At 42.2% G+C, this 19,590-nt stretch carries 15 protein-coding genes and 1 tRNA gene; 10 read left to right on the top strand and 6 right to left on the bottom strand.

Annotated features, from left to right (window positions below; all coding sequences use genetic code 11):
• Window positions 1–2: 2 nt before the first annotated feature.
• On the bottom strand, window positions 3–980 hold the full coding sequence (locus J2128_RS00840; RefSeq protein WP_209688887.1) for a replication factor C small subunit: 978 nt from the start codon (window positions 978–980) through the stop codon (window positions 3–5).
• 229 nt (window positions 981–1,209) lie between these two features.
• Between J2128_RS00840 and J2128_RS00845 the strand changes: the two genes are divergently transcribed.
• The 3 genes from J2128_RS00845 to J2128_RS00855 are packed head-to-tail and all read left to right on the top strand — an operon-like array spanning window position 1,210 to window position 5,409.
• The gene (locus tag J2128_RS00845) at window positions 1,210–1,950 is read left to right on the top strand and encodes a hypothetical protein (RefSeq protein ID WP_209688888.1); all 741 of its coding nucleotides are present in this window, start codon (window positions 1,210–1,212) and stop codon (window positions 1,948–1,950) included.
• A 5-nt stretch (window positions 1,951–1,955) separates the two neighbouring features.
• A complete protein-coding gene (locus J2128_RS00850; RefSeq protein WP_348632362.1) occupies window positions 1,956–2,741 on the top strand; it encodes a metallophosphoesterase in 786 nt (261 codons plus the stop codon).
• The gene (locus J2128_RS00855) at window positions 2,716–5,409 is read left to right on the top strand and encodes a DEAD/DEAH box helicase (protein ID WP_209688889.1); all 2,694 of its coding nucleotides are present in this window, start codon (window positions 2,716–2,718) and stop codon (window positions 5,407–5,409) included. Before J2128_RS00850 ends, J2128_RS00855 begins: the two co-directional genes overlap by 26 nt.
• A 35-nt stretch (window positions 5,410–5,444) precedes the next feature.
• Here the strand turns inward: J2128_RS00855 and J2128_RS00860 are convergent, their stop codons facing one another.
• Window positions 5,445–5,999, bottom strand: a complete 555-nt coding sequence (locus J2128_RS00860; RefSeq protein WP_209688890.1) for a TATA-box-binding protein — start codon at window positions 5,997–5,999, stop codon at window positions 5,445–5,447.
• A gap of 199 nt (window positions 6,000–6,198) precedes the next feature.
• On the opposite strand from J2128_RS00860, the gene J2128_RS00865 reads away from it, so the two are divergent.
• Window positions 6,199–8,067: an AMP-binding protein gene (locus J2128_RS00865; protein ID WP_209688891.1), complete on the top strand. Its 1,869-nt coding sequence runs from the start codon at window positions 6,199–6,201 to the stop codon at window positions 8,065–8,067.
• Window positions 8,068–8,079: 12 nt separating this feature from the next.
• Here J2128_RS00865 and J2128_RS00870 read toward each other — a convergent pair whose 3' ends face one another.
• From J2128_RS00870 to J2128_RS00880, 3 genes are all read right to left on the bottom strand, one after another.
• The gene (locus tag J2128_RS00870) at window positions 8,080–9,480 is read right to left on the bottom strand and encodes a response regulator (protein ID WP_209688892.1); all 1,401 of its coding nucleotides are present in this window, start codon (window positions 9,478–9,480) and stop codon (window positions 8,080–8,082) included.
• Window positions 9,481–9,498: 18 nt separating this feature from the next.
• A complete protein-coding gene (locus J2128_RS00875; protein WP_209688893.1) occupies window positions 9,499–11,670 on the bottom strand; it encodes a PAS domain S-box protein in 2,172 nt (723 codons plus the stop codon).
• A gap of 185 nt (window positions 11,671–11,855) precedes the next feature.
• On the bottom strand, window positions 11,856–12,053 hold the full coding sequence (locus tag J2128_RS00880; protein ID WP_209688894.1) for a hypothetical protein: 198 nt from the start codon (window positions 12,051–12,053) through the stop codon (window positions 11,856–11,858).
• Between the two features lie 41 nt (window positions 12,054–12,094).
• On the opposite strand from J2128_RS00880, the gene J2128_RS00885 reads away from it, so the two are divergent.
• The 5 genes from J2128_RS00885 (at window position 12,095) to J2128_RS00905 (ending at window position 17,378) form a co-directional block, all read left to right on the top strand.
• Entirely contained in the window at window positions 12,095–13,981 is a 1,887-nt protein-coding gene (locus J2128_RS00885) for an AMP-binding protein (RefSeq protein ID WP_209688895.1), read from the top strand.
• Between the two features lie 279 nt (window positions 13,982–14,260).
• Window positions 14,261–14,345, top strand: a tRNA-Leu gene (locus tag J2128_RS00890).
• A gap of 201 nt (window positions 14,346–14,546) precedes the next feature.
• The gene (locus tag J2128_RS00895) at window positions 14,547–14,972 is read left to right on the top strand and encodes a GNAT family N-acetyltransferase (protein WP_209688896.1); all 426 of its coding nucleotides are present in this window, start codon (window positions 14,547–14,549) and stop codon (window positions 14,970–14,972) included.
• Window positions 14,973–15,348: 376 nt separating this feature from the next.
• Window positions 15,349–16,284 (top strand): PAS domain S-box protein, encoded by a 936-nt coding sequence (locus J2128_RS00900; RefSeq protein WP_209688897.1) that lies wholly within the window; start codon window positions 15,349–15,351, stop codon window positions 16,282–16,284.
• Window positions 16,285–16,460: 176 nt separating this feature from the next.
• Window positions 16,461–17,378 carry an aldolase gene (locus tag J2128_RS00905; RefSeq protein ID WP_209690171.1) on the top strand — a complete coding sequence of 306 codons (918 nt, stop codon included), beginning with the start codon at window positions 16,461–16,463 and terminating at the stop codon, window positions 17,376–17,378.
• Window positions 17,379–17,483: 105 nt separating this feature from the next.
• Here J2128_RS00905 and xth read toward each other — a convergent pair whose 3' ends face one another.
• A complete protein-coding gene (xth, locus tag J2128_RS00910) occupies window positions 17,484–18,257 on the bottom strand; it encodes an exodeoxyribonuclease III (protein WP_209688898.1) in 774 nt (257 codons plus the stop codon).
• Window positions 18,258–18,511: 254 nt separating this feature from the next.
• Between xth and J2128_RS00915 the strand changes: the two genes are divergently transcribed.
• Window positions 18,512–19,573, top strand: a complete 1,062-nt coding sequence (locus J2128_RS00915) for a type I restriction endonuclease (RefSeq protein ID WP_209688899.1) — start codon at window positions 18,512–18,514, stop codon at window positions 19,571–19,573.
• The last annotated feature ends 17 nt before the right edge of the window (window positions 19,574–19,590 follow it).

Genomic DNA, 19,590 nt, shown 5'->3' on the forward strand with positions numbered 1-19,590 from the left:
TTTCAGCTGTTTTTATATTTATCCGCGCTCTGTATGCAGCGTGCAATCAGGGCTTCCATCTGTATGTTCTGGTTTGCACCCTCGCTTATCCTGAAATCTGTGTCGCCGAGGTTTTTTATCAGGTCAACCTTAAGCGCCCTGTCTGTTGTCCTGTCGTTAATAAGGGCCCTGTAAAGCTGGTTTATAAGTTCGTTGGGAGCGATTCCCCTTTTGATTGTGAGCTCATTAAGCCTGTGCTCTGAAGCTTCAAAATCACCGTCAAGTATTATCTGCAGAAGGTCGACAATCTCATCCGGCCTTGCGGTTGATGTAATCTCGTATATCATGTCTTCGGAAATTTCATTTCTGATGATTGCTGCTCCCTGAAGGGCGTTTATGGCCTTTCTCATGTCGCCCTGCGCAACGTAGATTATTGCGCTTACAGCCTCTTCCGTTATTTTCAGGCCTTCATTGTCACAGATTCTTTTTATCTCTTCTGTTACAGCATCCCTTCCGAGTGGCCTGAACCTGTATATGGCGCACCTGCTCTGGATTGGATCAATTATTTTTGAGGAGTAGTTGCAGGACAAAATGAACCTGCATGTATGGGCATAATTTTCCATTGTTCTCCTGAGGGCTGACTGCGCGTCGTTTGTGAGCGCGTCTGCCTCATCAAGAAAGAGGATTTTGAATGTCGCGCCGCCCATGGGAGCTGTGCGCGCAAATTGTTTTATCTGGTTTCTGACGACATCAATGCCTCTTTCATCGGATGCATTGAGTTCCCTGAAGTTCACCTGCCAGTCGTCGCCGAAAAACTCCCTTGCAAGTGCAACGGCAGAGGTGGTCTTGCCTATTCCGGCGCTTCCGGTGAACAGGAGATGGGGCAGGCTCTTAGAGGCGACGTAATTTTTAAGCCGTTCTACAATCTCCTTTTGACCTACAATATCGTCCAGTGTTTTCGGGCGGTATTTTTCAATCCATATTGTATTGGTTCCATCCATCTTGTCTGTCCTCTGGTAAGGTTACCCTCTGATTCTGTTTGCTACGTAACATATCTGTAAGGCTTAACAGGAATAGTTATCTTTTTGCCTGGTTGTTATTTCTTTATTTTTCATTTGTTTATACTGATCACTATTTTTGCCTCCTGAAACCAAACATTTAGAACAAACAGCAGGAACAGTAATACAAACAGCCTTTAAGCCCGCGTGTTACATCCGGGTATAAATTTGCATGATGCAGAACCAGGATCCGGTATTGAGATTTTTTGCAGGAGAGCTTGAATTTTTAGAGCAGGAAGATGACGGTTTAATCCTGTTACCGACAGGTCAGCCCGTAAAGACCGTATATATTTCGGGTGTTTTAACTGAGGTAAAAAAGGGCCCCGGAGGTTATGTCTCCGGTGCACGGGTTGCTGACCCTTCCGGGGTTTTTATAGTTAAATGCGGAAAGGACAAGGGATTTTGCTGCTCCAAATTCCTGAAAACCGGGATTTTGTCATATGTTTCGGTCCTGGGAATTATTGCTTACGACAAAAAGGAGTCCTGTTTTGCGGTGTTTCCTGAATCGGTTAATAAAGTCTCAAAAAGTGAACGTAATTTGTGGATACTTGCAGCGGCAGACTCAACTTTGAAGCGTCTTGAAGAGTTTAGGGGAACATGCAACAGTTTATGTCATGACGGCTACACGGAAAAAATAATCGCGGTTATTGAAAACGCCCTGAAATTTGTTGATACGGAAAAAACAGGAAATGATGCATCCGGTCTGAAAGAAGATGACTCCATGCACGACTGCGCAAAAATTGTAGAGATTATCCGGTCAGGCAGCACGAAAAAGGGTATTTTTTCAGACGACTTTTATTTGGCATGTGAATTACTGGGAATTTCAGGGGAAAGCGCACAGAAGTGTGTTGAAAAGCTTGTCGAAGACGGTGAGCTGTACCTTCCGCCGGGCGGATATATAAAACTGATTTGAGTGAGATGATGATTCCTGAATTTCTGCCTTTCGGCCCTGCGTTTGTTATTGAAAACACTATCCGTGTTCTTGTCGTCGCCGACACTCACTTCGGTGCCGAGACCGGGCTTGCAAGGCATGGTCTTCACATAAAAAGCAACAGTTCGGACAGGCTGTCGCGCCTTATGAAATGCATTGAAGTCTCAAAATGCGACCTGCTGGTACTTTTGGGTGACGTCAAGCACTCGATACCTGTTACGACAAGGCAGGAGTACAGGGAGCTTCCTGATATAATTGAGAAGATACGTTCCAAAACGGATTTCAGGGTCCTTCCCGGAAATCATGACGTGGGAATAGAAAAATTCCTTAAAGAAGGTGAACTTCTCCCCAAAGAAGGCAGCGTAATTGACGGTACAGGATATATGCACGGTCATACGTACCCGTCTGAAGACCTCCTGGGAAAACTTATTGTCACAGGTCATACGCATCCTGTCCTCTGTCTTTACGACGATGTAGGGTGTTCACTGAAGTCGCAGCCGGCATATGTCCTTTCAAGGATAGACCCTAAATCCGTCAGAATAAAAACTTCAGGGGTTATTAAAGAGAAAATCGAAAAAACACGTGTACTCTTTGTACCCGCATTTTTTGAGCTTGCAGGGGGAATTGACGTAAGGGAGATTAAAAAGAGCGGGCTTGGGCCTCTTTCGAGGTGCATCGACGAGGACAGCGCCGAGGTTTTCTTAAGCGACGGGACGTACATAGACAGCCTGAAGGGACTGATGCGTGATGAGTGCGATAGAGCTTCTGGATGAAAGAATAAGGGCTCTTCTTGAGAAGAGAAACTTTACCGAGCTTTCGGATACACAGGAGGAGGCAATACCCTCAATAATGAGCGGTAAAAACACCCTGTGTATAGCACCCACAGGAACAGGCAAGACCGAGAGCGCCATGCTTCCTGTATTCCACAAACTCCTTAACCAGGAAGGTGAAGGCTTCAGGGCTTTATACATAACCCCTCTGCGCTCCTTAAACAGGGATATTCTTTTAAGGCTTGAATGGTGGGCAAATGAGCTTTCCCTGTCTGTAGGTGTAAGGCACGGGGACACGAAGCAGGCGGAGAGAAGAAAACAGGCGTTAAAACCTCCGGACCTTCTTATAACAACTCCCGAGACCCTCCAGGCGATGTTTACTGGAAAAAGGCTTCGTGAACACTTAAAAAACGTAAAATATGTTATAATTGATGAAATCCACGAGCTCGCCGGCAACAAAAGGGGAGCGCAGTTGTCCGTTGCTCTTGAAAGGATTGTTGAATACGCGGGAGAATTTCAGAGAATCGCTCTTTCGGCAACTGTGGGGAACCCGGATGATGTTGCAGGATTTCTGTGCGGAAAAAGGTCTTACGAAATTGTAAATATACCTGTTGCCCCTCTTCTGTCTGTCGACGTTAAATATGCAGGCGAATCATTTTCAGACCAGTCGGATGCTGTTGAAAAGTCGATAGACTCTGATGTTTCCACTCTTGTATTTGTAAATACGAGAGTCACCGCCGAAGCCCTCGGTCACAGGCTTTTTGAAAGGGGTGATGTCGACGTCCATCACGGGTCGCTTTCCCGGGAAGTGAGAATAGAGGCTGAGGACAGGTTTAAGCGCGGAGACCTGAAGGCCCTTATATGCACTTCCTCGATGGAACTCGGCCTTGATATAGGTCATGTAGGCCAGGTTGTCCAGTTTGGCTCTCCGCGTGAAGTCTCAAGGCTTCTTCAGAGGGTCGGACGTGCGGGTCACAGGCTTGATGCGGTCTCGAAAGGAAAAATTCTTGCAACGGGTTTTGACGACCTGCTCGAATCTCTTGTTATAGTAAGAAGGGCGCTTTCAAACGGCTGCGAAAATCTCTCTCTCATAACAAACGCCGCAGACGTACTTGCAAACCAGATATCGGCAATAGCTGTCGAATACGGTGAAATAAGTGCTGAAAGGGTAAAGGGCATAATAAAAAGGTCAGCATGCTTTTTTGACGTGGACATGGTGTTTGATGATGTCTGCCGCCAGATGGAGGAGCACAGGCTGATAAGGATCATTTCCGGCATGATCATCAAAACAGGGAGGAGCCGCAAATACCTGTATTCAAACCTCTCCATGATACATGACGAGAAGAAGGTGAAGGTCTATGATATCATATCAAGGCGCTTTGTCGGTACACTTGACGAGTCTTTTGTGGTTGGGTTTGTGTATACAGGTGCCGTTTTTATCACAAAGGGCCAGTTATGGCAGGTTTTGGCTATAGAGGACGGAATTATAAAGGTGGAGCCTGCATCAAGGGTCAAGGGAGAGCTTCCGTCATGGGAAGGTGAACAGATCCCGGTCCCGTTTGAGGTAGCAATGGAGGCCGGAAAACTGAGGCGGACACGCAGGTTCAAAGGTTATAAGACTGACCCGGCATCGGTTGCGTACGCCCGTGACCTTTTGTCCGGGATGGACAAAAGCGGTTCGCCTGTCCCGTGCGACAATTTAATCACGCTTGAGCATTACGACGAGGGTGTCGTAATGAACGTCTGCGGAGGACATAAGGCAAACGAAGCTTTGGGAAGGGTTATATCCGTTCTTCTTTCGGCAAGGTTCGGTACGTCTGTAGGAATTGAGACAGGTGCATACAGGATACTTTTCAGGCTCCCCGGTGAAGTCAGGGCAACTGATGTGCTCGAGGTTATAAACACTACCGAGCCCTCGACTTTAAGGGGCATTCTTCAGCTTGCCCTGAAAAGGACTGTCATATACAAGTGGAAGCTTGTTCAGGTTGCAAAAAAGTTTGGGGCGATTGATGCCGATGCAGATTACGAGCGTATAAGTATACATCGTCTTACAGACCTTTTTGACGGGACTGTCATACAAAAAGAAGCATACAGGGAGCTTTTTACAGTCAACATGGACGCCGGAAGGGCAGAGTACATTATGAGCCTTATCCAGTCGGGCAAAATTTCCGTCTGCATTGCACCGTTAAGCGTTCTTGGCAGGGAAGGAATATCATCTTCAAGGGACGTAATACCTCCCGAATCCATGTCGCAGGCCGTTATATCAACCATAAAAAAGCGTCTTGAAAACGACAATATCATACTTTTCTGTATGAACTGCCGGAAGTGGAAGATCAAAACAACAGTCGGGCGTGTCCCGGAGGATATCGTATGCCCCAGGTGCGGTGCCCGTCTTATTGCCGCATTAAAACCGTATGAAGAGGACTACATAAAAGTGGTATCAAAAAAAGAGAAGACGAAGGAGGAGAGGGGGATTGAGGTGCGTCTTTTGAGAAATGCGAATATCGTTCTGTCAAGCAGAAAAGCGGCAGTAACCGCATTTGCCGCAAGAGGCGTCGGGCCTGATGCAGCATCCAGAATTATTGCGACAATGGCAAAAGGTGACAATTTTTATAAAGAAATTCTCAAAGCGGAGAGAAATTATATTAAAACCCACCGCTTCTGGCAGTAAAATTTTAAAAAAGTATTCCGGTTTTTTAGTGTTTATCACATAATGCTGTCAAGTTTTTGTTCGAGAAAATCAAGACCCCTTTTAACGTCGTCAAGGTTTTTTCCGCCTGTTAAAATTATTTTTCCTGAAGAAAAGATAAGTGCGACAATTTTCGGCTCCTCGATTCTGTAGACAAGTCCGGGGAACTGCTCAGGCTCGTACTCTATGTTTTCAAGGTTTAACGTTACGACAACCCTGTTTAAGTTGACCTGCTTTCCGATGTCATATGAACAGACAATGTTTGTGATAGCAACGTTGGGCTTATCAAATGTTTTTACGCCAACATTTTTCAGTGAACTGATAATTATATCAAGTCCTGCCTTAAGGTCATCCTTTTTCCTTATGCCTGTGAGTACAATTTTTCCCGAAGAAAAAATGAGGGAAGCAATTTTAGGTTTTTCAATCCTGTATACAGCTCCGGGAAATCTTTTGGTATTTAATTCACAGGTATCAATCTGCCTGGAAACTTCTTCCAGACTGATTGAGTCTGCAATCTCTCCTGAGGCGACGATATTCTCTATTTTAAGGGATTCATAATTCTTGTCAGCCATTGTATATAATTTCCAGTCGTTTGAGCATAATATTAACTGTCTGATTTTGTTTTGATGAAATAATCATGTTTTCGGGCAAAAAAGTATAAAGATACAAACTTACATTGTGCGCATTCTATGTCTTGGAGGTGGTTATATCTTCTGATCATCATACAAACTTAAAATTACATTCATATACCTTGCACCCAAAAATATAGGCATGAATTCTGATAGCGGTGATTATTATACCCCCCAGGAGGTGGCTGATGCCCTCAAAGTGGAGGCCAGGACAGTCCATTCATGGCTGAGAGACGGTGTGATGAAAGGTGTCAAAGTGGGCAGGCTGTGGAGAATCCCGCAAAGCGAAGTTGATAAGGCGAAAAAAAGTGATTCCTCTGAATATGTCACAGGCTGCGATAAAAAAGAGGAAATACCGATGAATATGAAGGATTACGACTCCGTATATGAAAATTTTACAATAGATGTCCCGGAGTACTTCAACTTTGGATATGATATCATAGACAAATGGGGAAAGACTGACAGAAACAAACTTGCAATGATCTGGACCGACCAGAATGGTAATGAAAAAAAATATTCATTCAGGGACCTTAAGAACCTTTCAAACCAGGTTGCAAACATACTTTTAAAGTACAACATAAACAAGGGCGACCGCGTCCTGATAATGCTTCCGCGTATCCCGGAATGGTGGATCTTTGTAATCGGGCTTATAAAGCTTGGAGCGGTATACTGCCCCTGCCCTGTCCTCCTGACGCCAAAAGATTTGAAGTACAGGATAAATGCAGGGAAGTTCAAGATGGTCATAACAGACCTTGGAAATGCACCGAAGATTAATGAAATCTGCAATGAATGCCCTACTCTGAGGGCAAGAATGGTTGTCGACGGAGAGCTCCCCGGATGGTCCAGCTACATTCACGAACTTCTGTATCCTGCACCTGTATCGCACAAATCCGTAAGCATCCCTGAAGACATGAGGACACGCTCGACTGACCCCATGCTTATATACTTTACATCAGGGACTACGGGCGAGCCCAAGATGGTTCTTCACAACAATGCACACCCTCTTGGTCACAGGGTTACGGCCGAGCTGTGGCATGACCTGACGCCAAACGATGTTCACTTTACCTCATCTGATACCGGATGGGCAAAATGCGGATGGGGAAAAATATTCGGTCAGTGGATAGCAGGAGCATGCATTCTTGTCATTGATTTCAGGGGCAAATTTGAAGCCACGCAGCTCCTGCCGTTCATAGAAAAATATGAAGTCACAAGTTTCTGCTGCCCGCCTACGATATACCGCATGCTTATACTCGCGGATTTAAGCAAGTTTGACCTCTCCGAGCTTCGCCACTGCACGAGTGCTGGAGAGCCCCTCAATCCTGAAGTAATAAAGATTTGGAAAGAAGGAACTGGTCTTACTATTCACGAAGGGTACGGTCAGACTGAGACATGCTGTGCAATTGCATCATTCACATGCATAAAAAGCAAGCCCGGCTCCATGGGAAAACCATCTCCGGGGTGGCATATAGAGCTTCATGACGACGACGGAAAACCTGTCGGAAATTACGAGGAGGGAAGAATCGCAGTCTCTCTAAAACCGCACCGCCCGGTTGGCCTTATCGTGGAATATCTGGACAACCCCGAGGCGAACAAAGAGTCTTTCACAGGAGACTTCTATTACACCGGAGACAAAGCCTACAGGGATGACGACGGTTATTTCTGGTTTGTCGGGCGCAATGATGATGTCATTAAAAGTTCAGGGTACAGGATAGGCCCGTTTGAGGTTGAATCCGCCCTTATTGAGCACCCTGCGGTAAAGGAATCCGCCGTTGTGGGCTCACCTGACAGGATACGCGGTAAGATTGTAAAGGCGTTCATAGTCCTGAATAACGGCTATGAGCCCAGCGATTCTTTGGTAAAGGAGATCCAGAATTTTGTGAAAAATATCACAGCGCCATACAAATACCCGCGTGCGATAGAGTTTGTGGACGAACTGCCAAAAACAATATCCGGAAAAATCAAGAGGAACCAGCTTCGCGAGCAGGAACTTAAAAAATTCCGGAGCAAATAATTTCTATTTTTTTCACCAGTTTTCCATAGACTTGTCCAGAAAGTCGATGTGATCTATGGCGCTCTCATATTTTATTCTGTTAAGGTTGAAATTTTCAATGATGTCCTCAATTTCTGCGGTTTTTTCGAATATTAATGCAAATTCCGTGGAATTTTTACCGGAAACAGCTTTTATAATCTCTGAAAGCGGTTTTTTTACATTGGTTATCATGGAATTCACGCTTAAAAGACTTTTTTTGATCTCTCCAAGGTTCTGTGCGAGGTAACGGCTGTAATCCTTTGTATTTACGATGGACGTTATGTCCTCGATTATTGTTGTTACATATTCCGTGCCGTTTTCTCCTGAATTGGGAACAATACTGATGCTGAAAAAATTGTTTACTTTATTCTTCGATTTCAGCCTTTTTGTCTTTGTAATCGAGTGGTTTGTCCTGAAGACCTCATCGTACTCATCTTCAGCAACAAATGCCGAAAGCTCCTGTATGTCGGGAATAGGTCTTTTAAGAAGAAACGGGCTTATTCCAAGTCTTTTTACAAGTTCCGTAAAATTATCGTTGTAATACAGTATTTCAAGCTTTGAATCGGCTACAAATATAACCTCACTGAAGGAGTTCATAATGGACCTGATCTCATCAACCGGATTTTTCTGATTTTCACTTTCATCCGAAGCGGCCCCTACTGAAAAAATAAAGTCCCGGATATTTTTTTGTGAGTCCTCTGAAAACCCCGAGTAAAGGTTAACTCTGATTTTGTTTTTGCTGTCTGCTTTATATGCAATTGTGTCCGGCCAGAAATATTTAGGATTTGCAGATATTTTGTCATCTTCATTTATAGTCTCAAAAACATCCGAGAGCTTTTTTCCTGTGAGTTTTCCGTCACCAGGACTGAGCATATTAAGGGCGGTTTCATTTGCATGGGTGATTACCCCGGAACAATCGGTTGTTATAAGAGGGCTGTTGAATGAGGAGAGCCTTTGAGCTGTTAAATCTGATGAAGGGTCATAATTTTCAGTTTTTTCCTGTGAGTCAGGTGTTTTAATGCCTTCCTTTTTATGGAGGGCCATTTCAATGTTTCCCAGGAGTTCTCTTTCCTTGAACGGTTTGATTAGAAATCCTGCGGGTTTTATTGCAACTGCCCTTTCTATGGTTTTCTGGTCGGAATTTCCGGTAAGAAATATTACCGGTATACCATACATGCCCATAATTTTTTCCGCGGCTTGTATTCCGTCAATGTTTCCTTTGAGCCTTATGTCCATCAGCACAAGGTCAGGACTTTTTTCTCCCGCCGTTTTGACTGCTTCATCTCCGCCGATGACAGTTCCAATAACACTGTATCCAAGCTTTTTTAATGTTGCCTGGATTTCCATTGCTATTATCATCTCGTCTTCGACAATCAGTATACTGCTGTTTTTCATTTTGGTTGCCCCCTGCCGTTATTTGATCTGATCCTGCCCATTTTCAGGAATTTCTATCGAGTATTCTACACCGGAAATGTTTTTCACTTCGATTTTACCTTCAAGCTGCTTTGTCAGGTTAAAGATAAGCTGCATGCCGAGAGACTCTGAATTCCTGTAATCGTATGAATTTGGGAATCCCCGGCCGTTATCTTTTATTTTCAGCAGATAACTGCCGTATTCATACTTTTGAAATTCCGTTATGATAGAGCCTCCGTTTTTGTCAAATGCATATTTAAGTGAATTCGTAAGGATTTCATTTATTATAAGCCCGCAGGGTATTGCGGTGTCTATGTCAAGGTTAATGTTCTCATCACATCTGCATATTATGCTGATGCTTCTTTCGTTTGCCCCGTATTCATCTGCAAGATGTGCCTGAAGTGTGGTTATATACTCCATAAAATTGATTTTGTCGATATTTTCTGATCTGTATAGTTTTTCGTGTATCATTGCCATTGAAAAAACCCTGCTCCTGCAGTCAAGAAGAATTTCATGGACTTCATTGTTTTCTGACTGCATATCTTTGAGTTTCAGGATGCTTGCTATTATCTGGAGGTTGTTTTTGACCCTGTGATGTATTTCTTTGAGAAGAGTTTCTTTATCACTCAGGGAATTTATGATGCACTGCTTTTTCTGCTCTTCAGTTTCTTTAAGGGCGTCTTCAGTTTTAACAAGCTTTGTTATGTTTGAAATAACGCCTTCTATCAAAGAAATATTCCTGTTTTTATCTTTTATTGTTCTGCCCTGGTTCCATACCCACCTGATTTCCTTCCCGGTGGTGACGATTCTGTACCTTGTTTCAAAGAATCCGTCCCCGGTAAGTGATTTTTGAATGGTTTCTCTGAAATTTTGAAAGTCGTCCGGGTGAATTATGGATTTGAGTTTTATCTTCTCTTTTGGTATAATATCCGAATGAGAATATCCTGTTAATTCATAAAATCCGTCGCTAATGAATTCAGTTGTAAATTCGTCATCTGTTCTGCACCTGTAGGCCATACCTGAAAAATTTTCCATTAGTTTTGAAAGTTTTTCTTCGGTTTTGCAGAGTGCTTCTTCAGTTTCTCTTAGTTTTTTAAGGTTAATGGCCACAAACCTTATCCCGTTGTTCTCTTTTTTTCTGGAAATTTGGCCAGAATACGCGATAATAGGAAATTTTTCCCCGTATTTTGACACTGCCGTAAATTCCGAAGTGTGTCCGGTTGACTCAGGATTCATATTTTTTAAAAATTCAGTGGCTCTGCTGCGGTCTTCCGGCACAAGCAGGTCCTGAATGTAAACTCCTTTGTCCAGGTCATCCTCACTTATCCCGAAGGTTTCGGTGCCTTTTTTATTTATGAAGGTTATGCGCATGTCTTTATCGGCTTCAACTACGGACTGCGGGAGAAAATCTATAAGCTCTCTGAATTTTTCCCCGTTTTCCCTGATTTCGTCCAAAGCTTTGATGCAACCGGTTATATCTGAAAATTCGGCAATAGTCAGGTTTTGAAATTCTTCGTCTTTTTGCCATCTGCTGTTCATGAATGTGATGAAAAAGTTTTTGTAACCGTTTTGAGAGCCTTTTGTTTCTGCTTCAGCCAGAAGATATTTATTTTCTTTTTCTTTAAGTAAATTTTCAGATTTTTTTCTTATAATATCCCTTGATTTCCTGGAAAAAAACTTGCACTCTTCTAATCTCTTTCCTGAGATCTGTTCTTTGTCATACCCGAATTTTTCTGTAAAACCGTGACTTAAATCAGTTATGAGGCCGTCATTGTCAAAGACCATAAGAGGCTCATGTGAGTTTTCAATAAAAGTTTTCAGGCTGAATTTTTTGTTAGCCTTATTCAGTGTGTAGTATGCTACTGCTGATGTCGCTACAGCTATCAGGGCTGTTGTCAAAGCGGCGTAATACAGGAGGGCACCTGACTGAAAGTAGACAGGAAGCAAAATTATCAGAACAATCAGGCCGGCTGAAAAAAATATGCTCCTTTTGCGGTAAGATATTACGGCAGCAATAAAGGGAATATAATACAGCTGATTTGTAATAACTGCAAAATTCTCCGGCAGCCTCATATAACAATATATATTGGCAGATACGACAGCAACGGTAAGCAGTATCAAAAATGCCTTATTTTTACCGGAAAACTCATTGTTGCACTCTGGATTCATCATTGTATTTATTTCACCCGGATGATGTCCTGTCAGTATGGGTAAATTATTATATTTAATAAAATATCCTGGTTATATATAAGTTTTGCAGGTTCCGTATAATCAGATTTTTATCTTTCAGATATTATATAATATTGGGTCTGCGGGTATTTTTGACAGTTTCCTGGTATTCCTGACATTTAATATTATCACTCCGGGTTCAGGTATTGATATGCAGCGGATGAATGAATCTGGAAAAATGCTGAAAAAGACTTTTCGTAATCGAGGTCTCCGGAGGGATGTATGTCTATGTACATTATGGTTGCGGGTGTTAACCTGCGTGAATTCTCTGCTGCGGTTGAACAGGAGTTCTTTGCCAGTTTTATTGTAGTTTTTGGTTCGTGCATACGATTGTATTTATACCTATTGCACCACAAATGTATAATGTATGGTGCGATTCTCTGTAACAATGGATGACAGTCTTGTCGAAAAAATAGACCGGACTGTCGGACTTTTGGGCAAGTCACGGTCCGAGTGGATAAACGGGGCCTGCGAAAATGAAATATCAGGTGCGTTTGCGCCAGGAGGAGGTCAGTGTGTTGAGAACCTTTTGCACCTCCGTGACAGGATACCGCAGGAAGCCCCGAACATGACAGATTACGATACTCTGTACAAAAATTTTAAAATTGATGTACCCGAGTATTTCAACTTCGGATTTGATGTCATAGATACATGGGCCAAAATTGACAGAAACAAGAGGGCGATGGTCTGGGTGAACCAGAGCGGTTATGAAAAGACTTTTTCATTCAGGCAGCTTTCAAACCGTTCGAACCAGGCTGCGAATATGCTTCTTAAATACGGGATAAAAAAAGGCGACAGGGTTGCAATAATGCTTCCGCGTGTTCCCGAATGGTGGTTTTTTGCGACTGCATGCATCAAGATTGGTGCAGTATTTGTTCCGTGCCCGACAATGCTTACGTCAAAGGACCTTTTATACAGGACCAATGCCGCAGGGTTCAAGATGTTTATCACCGATATGGAGAATGCCCCGAAAATAGAGGAAATCTGTCCCCATTGTCCTTCCCTGCGTTCGCGCCTTGTCGTTGACGGGGAGAAAGAGGGCTGGATAAGCTACCTGGTGGAGCTTGACTATCCTGCACCGGTATCAAGTAAACTTGTGACAACCGGACTTGAAAGGACAAGATCATCTGATCCTATGGTTATGTATTTCACTTCAGGAACCACTGGTGAAGCAAAGATGGTTCTGCACAACCATGCCCTCCCACTTGGTCATCTGACCACAGGCGCCTACTGGCTTGATCTTAAGATGAACGACGTCCACATGACCCTCTCTGATACAGGCTGGGCAAAATCATCGTGGGGAAAATTCTTTGGTCCCTGGATACAGGGTGCATGCAGTGTGGTCTATGATTACAGGGGGAAATTCAATGCAACCGAAATCCTTCCGATACTTGAAAAGTATGAGGTTACCTCGTTCTGCTGTCCGCCTACAATCTACAGGATGCTTATAATGGCAGACCTTGACAAGTTTGACCTTACCTCCCTACGCCACTGCGTAAGTGCTGGTGAACCGTTAAATCCCGAGGTAATAAAAGTCTGGAAAGAGGGGACGGGACTTACAATATATGAAGGATACGGCCAGACAGAACTTACACTCTGTATCGGGACATTTCCGTGCATGAAGGCAAAACCCGGCTCTATGGGAAAACCTTCACCCGGCTGGAGAATCGAACTTCATGATGATGACGGAAACCCTGTAAAGCAGGGTGAACCCGGAAGAATCGCCGTTCACGTAAACCCGAAACCTGTGGGAATGTTTATGGAGTACTGCGACAATCCCGATGCGAACGCAGAGTCTTTCAGTGGTGATTTCTACTACACCGGTGACAAGGCTTACATGGACGAGGACGGCTATTTCTGGTTTGTCGGAAGGTCGGATGACGTCATAAAAAGTTCGGGATACAGAATAGGTCCGTTTGAAGTGGAATCTGCAATTATGGAGCACCCGAGCGTAAAAGAGGTGGCGGTTGTCGGATCACCCGATCCTATTAGGGGCATGGTGGTAAAAGCCTTTATTATCCTTAAAAACGGCTATGAACCGTCGGAGATCCTCATAAGGGATATCCAGAAGCAGGTAAAGCAGACAACTGCACCTTATAAATACCCGCGTTTAATCGAATTTGTTGATGAGCTTCCAAAGACGATTTCAGGAAAAATCCGCAGAAATGTTCTCCGTGATCATGAATTAAAAAAGCATATTGAGAGTCTGTCCTCTATAAAAGAAGAGATGCACGCAAAAAATCATCCTGAGTGAACGGGAAAAAGAGGATAAATTTCCGGGTGCAGGACACGAAAATTGTGTAAGAGTCAGGAGAAAAGGGTAAACAAAAATGCACCCGGAAAAAATATATATTCCTTTTTTGTTACGGCTTCTGAAAACCCTCTGGTAAAATAACGTAAAAATCCGGTAATAAAAACCAAAGTTTATGTTCTAAAAAAGCAAATAGGGTAAGGCAGGCGAGAGTTGCCAAGCCCTGCATTGCACATAAAGGTTATTTGTGCTCTTAATTGCAAAAAACAAGTTCTTATTGGAGCGAGGGTTGCCAAGCCAGGTCAAAGGCGTCAGGTTCAGGGCCTGATCTCGCAGGAGTTCGAGGGTTCGAATCCCTTCCCTCGCATTTTTCTGTTCTGTTACAATCATTCTGTAAAGATTAAATTTTTCAGTTTGCGGTATCACAATGTTCTGAAATGTTACAAATGTCACCGGCCTGGCGATGCGATTATTGTTAGTAAATGTTGGTTTGGTGAGTAGGGGGGATTATAAGCAGAAAAAATATATGCAGGCGATAAAAAATGCCATCAGGTAGTTGAGATGTGGTATGCCTGAAATTGTTTTTAATGATAAAAAGAAGGACCTTCCGGTTAACCAGTTACATTTCCTGTTCATGTCTGCAGGATGGTGCAAAAGCGCTGAAACACAGGAAATGATTTCAAATTTTAATCTGCCTTTTATAAATTCAACTCTCGTTATTTCAGCATGGCATGAGGGCAGGCTTGTGGGAGTTGTCAGGGTATTGTCCGACAAAGTAATCAGGTCAGCTGTTTACGACCTGGTTGTTGATCCGAAATTCCGGTGCAGAGGAATTGGAAAAGAATTGTTGGAGAGATGTGTCCGGAAGTTTCCCAAAACTGAGTGGATAGTCCAGACTAATGATGAAAATGTAAAGTATTACCTAAAAAACGGTTTCATCAGGTATCCGGGAAATGTTCTCTTCAGACCTTCGGTATGGGACCCTGAATATTAAGATAATTAAGATAAATTTCGAAAAATTTATGGTGGTGGATAGTGGATAATCCTTGAGAATCTGCTTTCTCCTCTTTCGTAGTTTTCCCTGCAGTATGTGTGTGATGAGTCCCCCAAACGTTAAATGTTTTTTTTAAATAAATGAATTCTCTCTTTTTTTGTTTATACTGGGGACTGTTTACTCATCACTAATGTCGCAAAACCGGCCTTCTCTTTTGATAATTATAATCCTTCTTTTTTGCATATTTTTTTGCTGAAATAATTACTAAAGCAATAAAAAAATTATTTCATCATTAGTGATAGACGTAATAAAAATCCTTATGGATTTACATAGAGGATTATCTATAAATAATATAGGATATGTATAAATAAAAAAAATGAATTGTGCCGAAGCTGTTCCTGAGAAGATTACCAGTCTCCTTAGAAAATATCCCCGTGGTCTGCCTGTAAAAGAGATAGCCGACGGGATTAACATGAACAGGATGTCTGTTGCCCGTCATCTGGACGTTATGCGCAGTGCAGGCAGGCTTGACATGATACAGTTCGGGCACGCCAAAATATATTCTTTATCAAACAGGATTCCCCTGTCAGAACTTCTTGATTATTCATCGGACTGTATTATTATCCTGAATCAAAGCAAAAGGCTGATTTATGCAAATAAGAATTTCCTGGTATTTTCAGGAAAAAAAGAAACGGAAATAAAAGGCAAATGTTATACAGACGTTCTCGGGGATTTTTTTGACTCCGAGTACCTCAAGTCCAAAATATCCGGCCTGGCAGAAGGAGCAGAATGTTCCGGGAAATTTATTGTTGCAAAAAAATGCACAAACGATTTTTACAACCTCAGGATTATTAAGACAGTTCTTCCTGACGGCAACCAGGGCTATACAGTTTTTTTTGCAGACAACTACAACCCGGGAACAGGTTCTGAAGATTATCTTGCATTAAACAGGATGTATGAAAATCTCCTGGGTCTCTATGAAGACCCAGTTTTTCTTATGGAAAACACCGGTTTAATCTGTTATGCCAATCATTCCTGCCGTAATGCGTTTGGTTATATGCCCGAAGACCTTAAAATGAAGAATATTTCAATGCTGATGCCTCCCGGTGAAAGTATTATTGACCGCATAGACTCCGGTGATTTTGAAAAACGCAGAAAAATAGGGAACAGGGAGTTTTTGTTATTGAAAAGCCAGAGGTTCATATGCAAAAACGGCAATTCAATTAATTTATCCGTTTTTATTGACAAAATTTATTCAGAATCAAAAAAATGCCGTATATACCAGGCGGTATGCAGGAAAGTTGCATTTTAATAAGTGCAAAATGAATAAATCTTAACAGGCAGGCTTTCTTTTAATGTTTTTTCAGGTCCTTCGAATGTTACCGTAATTGCTGTACCAGCGTATATTTTTTTGCATGTGACGCTTTTAAAGTCTCTTTTTCCGGTAAATCTGACAAACTTTATTATTTGGTAAATCCACGAATAAGTATGTCTGTTGTATATGATATTGAAATTCCGGCCGATGTTCCTGAGAGTATGAAGGCTTTATACGCCAGAAATTACCACATGATTACTCATGAAAGCGGCAGACTGATGCTTTTTGCAGGGGACCAGAAAATAGAGCATTTAAACGATGATTTTTACGGGGAAGGCATCCATGAGGACGATTCCGACCCGGAACACCTGTTCAGGATAGCAAAAGAAGGAAGAATCGGTGTTTTTGCATCCCAGCTTGGTCTTATCGCGAAATACGGGCGTGACTACAGTGATATACCCTATCTTGTAAAGCTCAATTCCAAGACAAATCTCGTAAAGACGGATCAGAAGGACCCTCTCAGCGTTCAGCTCTGGTCGGTAGAACAGGTCGCAAAGTTCAGGGACGTAAGCGGTCTGAAGATCGCAGGTGTAGGCTACACGATATACCTTGGAAGCGAATACGAGGACGTTATGCTCTCCGAAGCTGCAAAGGTTATATGGGATGCGCACCAGAACGGATTCATCGTGGTTCTCTGGATTTATCCGCGTGGAAAAGCAGTCAAAAATGAAAAAGATCCGCATCTTATAGCCGGAGCTGCAGGAACAGCTGCAACTCTGGGTTCGGATTTTGTCAAGGTAAACGCACCTAAAAAGGAAGGATTTGACCCGGCTGAACTTTTAAAGGAGGTGTCTCTTGCGGCAGGAAGGACACGCCTTGTATGTGCAGGTGGCTCGTCCACGTCAGCGGAAAAGTTCCTTTCGCAGCTTTATGACCAGATCCATACGGGCGGAGCTTCAGGAAACGCCACGGGAAGGAACATCCACCAGAAGTCCCTTTCGGAAGCAGTGAGGATGTGTAACGCCATATCCGCAATAACTATTGATAACGCGGACGTTAAGACGGCACTTAAAATCTACAATGAAGAATAAGACTTCTTTCAAATAACTTTTTTACTGCTTTTTGAGACTGTTTGTCCCCTAAAATCAAAAAACTGGAAAAAGATGAAGTGGTTTTCAGATTATATCCGAACGCCTTTAAAACCTTAGTCTCAGCATTATCGGGCAGTGGTCAGACCCGTATACCTGCGACATTATTGTAGACTCCACTATATTGTCCTTTAACTCCTCGTTTGCAAAGAAATAATCTATTCTCCACCCTACGTTTCTGTCACGTGCCTTTGATTTAAGGTCCCACCATGTATAATAACCGGGCTCTTTCGTAAATATCCTGAAAGTATCGAGAAATCCTGCGTCAAGCAGCCTGTCAATCCACTGTCTCTCTTCAATAAGAAATCCGGAAACCTTTGAATTCTCGGAAGGTCTTGCAAGGTCGGTTTCGGTATGTGCAGTGTTGACGTCGCCGCAGATTATAACGTTATGACCTTCTTTGTGCAGTGCACTTGCTTTTTTCAGGCACTCATCGTAAAATCTCATCTTGTAGTTTAGCCGCTCTTTTGAAGCTTTCCCGTTTGGGAAATAGATATTAAAAAGGTAAAAATCAGGAAACTTCAAAATCAGGATTCTTCCTTCGCTGTCAAATTCAGGTATGTCAAAACCTTTCTTTATTGACAGCGGCTCGTACTTCGAAAAACATGCGACACCGCTGTAACCTTTTTTTTCTGCTGATGAAAAATACGAAAAATATCCATTGGGGTGCCTTAGTGATGAGGTAAGCTGATCTTCGTTTGCCTTTGTCTCCTGGACGCAGAGAACGTCAGGGGAATCAGATAATAAAAATTCGGAAAAACCCTTTTTTGCAGCAGCCCTTATTCCGTTCACGTTCCAGGATACCAGCCTGTATTCAGACATCAGGTTTATGGTTTAATTTAATGAAATAAAAAGTTCGGTGTGCTCTTATTTATTTCATAATTATTTTTATGAATCAGAAAATCCGGCAGGAAATTATAAGAAAAATCTTAACATATTTGAAGATTTTTGGAATTAGAACAACATATAATAATTTTTAAAATCTTAGAAAAGGTTAAAGCGACTAATAGAAAAGATTTATATCAAAATATTTAAGATAAAAAAATGTGAACTAACTGAAAGGGGGAAACGAATAAATGGAATTTTCTGAACAAATTAAATCATTAGTTGCAAGGATTCCCAAATTATCCGAAAATGTCTCAACTGAAGAAGCTACAAAAAATGCATTAATTATGCCTTTGATCAATGTTTTGGGCTATAATGTTTTTGACCCTACAGAGGTTATACCGGAATATACTGCGGATCACGGAACTAAGAAAGGAGAAAAGGTTGATTATGCAATTGTAATTAACGGTGAACCTTTGATTCTTTTTGAATGCAAAGATGTAAATTCAGAATTAAGCAACCAGCAGGCATCACAATTGTTTAGATATTATAGCGTCACACCTGCTAAAGTGGGAATTCTTACAAACGGTATAATCTACAGGTTCTTTTCTGATCTGGATTCTCCAAACAAAATGGACGACAAACCGTTTCTTGAGATAAACATGTTAAACCTGAGAGAGAAAGACATTCAGGAATTAAAAAGATTTACGAAAGAATCCTTTGACCCTGATGATTTAACTTCCGTTGCAATATCACTCAAATATACTCATGAAATAATGAATATACTGCAGGAGGAACTGGAAAATCCTTCAGATGATTTTGTGAGATTTTTTGCCAAGCGTGTCTATGACCGCCCCCTTAAGAAAAACACTCTTGAAAGGTTCAGGACAATAGTGAAGGATGCCCGTAATCAGTTTATCAACGAAAAAATTAACAACAGATTAAAACTTGCTATGTCCGATCACAAAGAAGAACAGGAGGAAACTTCGGAAAACGGGACACCAGAAGAAGATAATGGCATTGTCACAACTGTTGAGGAACTGGAGGCATATTACATAGTCCGGGGAATCTTAAGAGAAATAATTCCGGCAAACCGGGTATCATTAAGGGATACAAAGGGCTATTGCGGAATTTTGCTGGATAATACAAACCGCAAACCAATATGCCGTTTAAGATTTAATACCAAACAAAAGCATTTGGGTGTCTTTAATGATAATAAAAAGGAAGAGAAAATCCCGATTAATGATCTTGCCGATCTTTACAATTATTCAGACAGTTTAAAGAATATAATAAAACTCTATGACTCCCAATAAAAATTTTGTCCGGCGAA

Origin of the sequence: Methanomicrobium sp. W14 (genome assembly GCF_017875315.1) — an archaeon.
Classification (GTDB): domain Archaea; phylum Halobacteriota; class Methanomicrobia; order Methanomicrobiales; family Methanomicrobiaceae; genus Methanomicrobium.